This window comes from Acidovorax sp. KNOB132, from assembly GCF_057541515.1.
Genome location: NZ_BAAJYT010000262.1, coordinates 1 through 4827, shown reverse-complemented (window position 1 = coordinate 4827; position 4827 = coordinate 1). Strand labels below are relative to the sequence as shown.

Genomic DNA, 4827 nt, shown 5'->3' with positions numbered 1-4827 from the left:
GGCACTGCCGGGGCCGAGCCCGCCGCGTGAACAATGCAGGGGTTGCTGCGTCTCGTCCTATGTCCCCGTGATGCCGATGCTGAACCCCTGTTCCCTGGCGCGCTGGCGGCGCACGGCGACGGCCTGCAGTGCGCCGAGGCGCGCCGCCTGGCGCCTTGCACCTGGCCGCGCTGCTGGGCACGCCCGGCGGCCTGAGCGATGTGCTGCACCGCCAGGCGCGGCACCGGGGCGCGGGCCTGCACGACCTGCGGGCCGTGGCCTCCGTGTGGACGCTGGACTACCTGGACCGGCTGCTGCCACCGATGGTGGCTGCGGCCAGCGTGCTGCAGCACACCTTCCCGGCCGGCGCACAGGACATCTGGCTGCGGCTGGATGCGCACGGCACCGTGCAGAGCTTTCACATCGTCGCCGCGGGCACCCCCATGCGGGGCACTGCCACGGCCGAGCGCTATGCGGCCCTGCTCTGGCAGCACCTGGCGCCGCTGTTTGCCCGGCTGACCGAACTGACGCGGGTGGCCCCAAAGATCCTCTGGGGCAACACGGCGCGGCGCCTGGACCTCATCCTGGCGCAGGCCGTGGCACGGGTGGGCCCCGGCACGCCCGTGGCGGCCGACCGCGACTTCCTGCTGGAGCGCGCGCAATGGCCCGAGGGCAGCAATCCGATGCACGGCCCGCAGCGCGAGGTGCCGCGCGGCGAGGCGGCCGCCCCGCTGCGGCTGCACCGGCAATGCTGCCTGTACTACCTGCTGCCCGGTGAAAGCCATTGCGGCGCGTGCCCGCTGGCGCCGCAGCACCGCAGGGCGGCCGAAGCGCCGAGCGCATGACCATGCGCGGCGCCACAGCCCACCGCAGCCGCCCGCGCCGGTGCATGAACGAACGTGCAAAGCCGGTGCGCGGGCACAGCGGTGAACAGATGGCAGCGCCGTTCGTCTTCCCGACAGGAAGCCCGGGAACGGCTGCACCCCAGGCTGCACCGCGCCCACGCACCGGCACGCCGGCACACCCCGATCGACGCCATCGGTTCATCCACTCTTGACTGGACTCACTTCGCTCATGCCCAAGGCAAAACTCGCATATGTCCTCTCCCTGCGCAACGCGGCGGCCGACCAGGCCGGCCGGCACGTGGCCTACAAAGGGGAGCAGCGCTACATGAAGTCTCCGCTGGAATCCCTGGCCGAGGCACTGGACCAGACGCCGCTGGGCGATGCCTATTCCCTGGAAGGCATCGTGTTCGACGACGATCCGCAATCCCCGCGGGACCAGGCCGCACTGCAGGACTACGGCTTCTCCTGCGACCCCGCGCGGCCCTGGATCTTTCCCCACGGCCTGCGCACGCAGGGCCGGCCGCTCAAGGACCTGATGCATTCGGTGCCCTCCACTTACCGCCGGCTGCCGCGCGATTCGGCGCAGCGGGCGCCGGGCAAGCAGGCGTTCGAGCGCCAGTTGCGCGAGCAGCTGGATGCGCTGCAGGCCGACATCGTGGTGCTCGACGGCCTGCTGGTGATCCTGGACGACCTGGCGCGGCCGGGCAATCCGTACTGGCGCCGCATCGCCAATATCCACCCGGGCATCACGCGGCCCGGCTCCCCATACCAGCGCCGCGGCGCCTACGCCACGCTCGATGCACTGCACGGCGCGCGGGGGGAGAAGGTCATCGACTGGAACACGCGCGCCACCGTGCCCGTGCCGCCCGTGTCGATGACGGGCGCCTCCTTCCACTACGTGGACCAGGGCATCGACTCGGGCGAGGTGATCTTCGACGTGCTCGCCACGCCCATCGCCCCGGACGACACCATCTTGGAAATGCGCTGGAACAACTTCCAGCAAAGCCTGTTTCCCGCGCTGCACCAGGGGCTGGCGCTGCTGGCCGAAACACCCTCCCTCACCACACAGGAGTTGACATCCCATGCCTGCCATTCATGACCTCATCGGGATCGGCTTCGGCCCGTCCAACGTTGCCCTGGCCATCGCGCTGGAGGAAAAACGCCATGCCAGCCGGCCCCTGGACGCCCTGTTCATCGAACGGCAGCCGGCCTTCGCCTGGCACCCGCACATGCTGCTGGACCAGTCCCACATGCAGATCTCGTTCTTGAAGGACCTGGCCACGCTGCGCAACCCGACCAGCCGGTTCACTTTCATCAATTACCTGCATGAGAAGGGCCGCCTGCCGGACTTCATCAACCTCAAGAGCTTCTACCCGAGCCGCCGCGAATTCAACGACTATCTGAGCTGGGCGGCGGAGCAATTCGAGGACCACTGCATCTATGGCGAGGACGTCTTCGAAGTGCTGCCCGAGCGGCAGCACACCGGTGGCGCCGCGTCGCACGCGCCGCAGGCGGCGCCCGTCTCCCACCTGCGCGTGCGCTCTCGCAACCGGGCGGGCACGGTGACCGAACGGCTGGCGCGCAACCTGGTGGTGGGCGTGGGCGGCACGGCCAACATTCCCCCGGCCTTTCAGCCCTTCAGGGCCGACCCGCGCGTCTTCCACTCCAGCACCTACCTGCAGGGCATGGCAGCCCACGGCACGGCACGCAAGATCGCGGTGGTGGGCGCGGGACAGAGTGCGGCAGAGATCTTCATGGACCTGCAGGGCCGGCCCGGCGCGCCGCAGGTGGATCTGATCATGCGCGCCCGATCGATCCGGCCCTCGGACGACAGCCCGTTCGTGAACGAGATCTTCAATGTGGAGTTCACCGACTACATGTACAGCCGGCCGCCGTCGGAACGCTCGGCGCTGCTGGAGGAGTTCTGGCACACCAACTATGCGGTGGCCGACATGGAACTGATCCAGCAGATCTTCAAGCTCTTCTACGAACAGAAGGTCGCAGGCGGCGAGCGGCTGCGCTTTCTGCGGCGCCAGGAGGTCGGCGCGGTGCGGGCCGATGCAGCCGGCATCCACCTGGCGCTGGCGGACCAGGACAGCGGCCAGCAGAGCACCGTGCGCTACGACGCCGTGGTGCTGGCCACGGGCTATGCGCGGGCGCAGCACAAGGACCTGCTCCAGCCCCTGGCGCCCTACCTGGGCGACCTGCAGGTCGATCGGCACTACCGCGTGCAGACCCCGCCGGACTTCCAGCCGGCCATCTACCTGCAAGGGGCCTGCGAAAGCTCGCACGGTTTGAGCGACACGCTGCTGTCGGTCACGTCGGTGCGCACCGGGGAGATCGGCAACGCCCTGCTGGCCGCCACACCGGCCGCCGCGGCACGTTCCCGCGGGGCGATGGAGCCGACCCCCGCCTGAACCGGCGCGCAGGCCGAAGGCCCAGGAAGGATGAGGCGGGGAGCCCAACCATCGCCAGATCGGCCGCTCTGTGGGACCCGCCCCCCGACCTGGGGATCAGGTGCCACGGCGCCCTGCACGAGCCACGCCGTCCAGTGGCCATGGAGCGGAGCAATGCAACCCCTTCATGCCCCAGGCCGCGGCGCCGGCTCCACTGTTATCGCTCAGACTCCAACGCGAAATTCCACCGATCCGTCTTTTCTACCCCTTCAGAGTCAGGGTCCTCACCTGCCAGGGCCCATACGGGGAAAAGCAGTCCTGCGATCAGGAGGGCCAGAATTCGTTTCATCAATGACTCCTTGGTTGATGGACGGGTAGTGCCTTCAAGTGGCGTTGCGCTTCGCTTTGCGACCTTCCAGACTTCCGCATTTTGCAGCCTTCAGATCGCCTGACAAAGGCTCAGTCGACCCCATGCTATGATTCAAATGCGAACTATTCGCATTGAACCCAGGCCATCGCATTCTGCAGCGCCCTCCGTGCACCGGCGGCGCGAACGGATCGGCAGCCCGCCGCGTGGCGGTGCCTGGGGTCCGATCATTGGCATTTGCGGGAAACGGCCTCATGCGCGATCTGATCCATGAACTGGTGACCCACTACGGGGACTTGCGCCGGCACCTGACGTACGAGCTCAGGGACCCGCACTATGCGGCCGACATCGCGCAATCGAGCTTCGAGCGGGTGTATGCCCAGGCCGTGGCCGCCAAGGGATCAGCGGCGCGCGAATCGGCAGCGCCGTCTTCGCTGTCCACCGTCGAATCGCCGCGCGCCCTGCTGTTCCGGGTGGCACGCAACCTGTGCATCGACGACTACCGCAAGCGCAAGGTCGCCCAGGACTGGGCCAGCCAGCACGCGGGCGACGAGCGCCACGGGGCGGTGCCATCGTCCGAGTACTTCGCCGCGCAGCGCCAGGTGCTGCGCCGGCTGGTGGAAGCGATCGAGCGGCTGCCTCCCCGGCGCCGCGAGGTCTTCCTGCTGTTCAGGGCCTATGGCCACACGCGCACCGAGATCGCCGAGCGCCTGGGCATCACCGAAATGGCGGTGGCCAAGCACATGGTGCGCGCCACGGTCGATTGCTCGCGCGTGTTCGCCGAATTGCGCGCGAGCCTGATCGAACACCAGAGCCCATCCGGCCGCGCGGGCTTCGAGGCCACCCTGGCCGAAGATTTTTCCTGAGTCCCGCATGTCCCTGACCGCCGCGCCGCGCGAGCGCCTGATCGAGCACGCCATCGCACTCATCGTGCAGGCCGATGTCGCGCCCGAGCCGGCCGCGCAGGACGCACGCGCCACGCTGGCCCAGTGGCGCCAGCGCTCGGGCGAGCACGAGGCCGCGGCGCAGGAGGCGCGCCGGCGTTGGGAGGCGATCGGCAGCGCCTCGACCGAACTGCGTGCGCATTTCAGCGACCCGACCGCGGGCACTGCGTCGCCCAATGCCCGGCGCATGCCGCGGCGCCTGCTGCTGTCCGCCGCCGCATTGGTGGGCACCGGGCTGCTGGCCGGACGCGGCGTGCAGTGGCTCTGGCAGCAGCCGGTGTTCACTGCCGCCTACG

The 4827-nt window shown here is 69.2% G+C and carries 4 protein-coding genes and 1 pseudogene; all 5 read left to right on the top strand.

What is annotated here, in order from left to right:
• The first annotated feature begins 155 nt into the window (after nucleotides 1-155).
• Nucleotides 156-824 carry a siderophore-iron reductase FhuF gene (gene fhuF / locus AC27IO_RS20460; RefSeq protein ID WP_498740477.1) on the top strand — a complete coding sequence of 223 codons (669 nt, stop codon included), beginning with the start codon at nucleotides 156-158 and terminating at the stop codon, nucleotides 822-824.
• Between the two features lie 229 nt (nucleotides 825-1053).
• Nucleotides 1054-1923, top strand: coding sequence for a N(5)-hydroxyornithine transformylase PvdF (locus tag AC27IO_RS20455; RefSeq protein ID WP_498740476.1), 870 nt, complete (start codon nucleotides 1054-1056; stop codon nucleotides 1921-1923).
• Nucleotides 1907-3241 carry a lysine N(6)-hydroxylase/L-ornithine N(5)-oxygenase family protein gene (locus tag AC27IO_RS20450; protein ID WP_498740475.1) on the top strand — a complete coding sequence of 445 codons (1335 nt, stop codon included), beginning with the start codon at nucleotides 1907-1909 and terminating at the stop codon, nucleotides 3239-3241. The genes AC27IO_RS20455 and AC27IO_RS20450 overlap by 17 nt, the downstream gene beginning before the upstream one ends.
• A gap of 600 nt (nucleotides 3242-3841) precedes the next feature.
• Entirely contained in the window at nucleotides 3842-4453 is a 612-nt protein-coding gene (locus AC27IO_RS20445; RefSeq protein ID WP_487090415.1) for an RNA polymerase sigma factor, read from the top strand.
• 7 nt (nucleotides 4454-4460) lie between these two features.
• Nucleotides 4461-4827, top strand: a pseudogene (locus AC27IO_RS20440) (iron dicitrate transport regulator FecR); the annotation flags it as partial.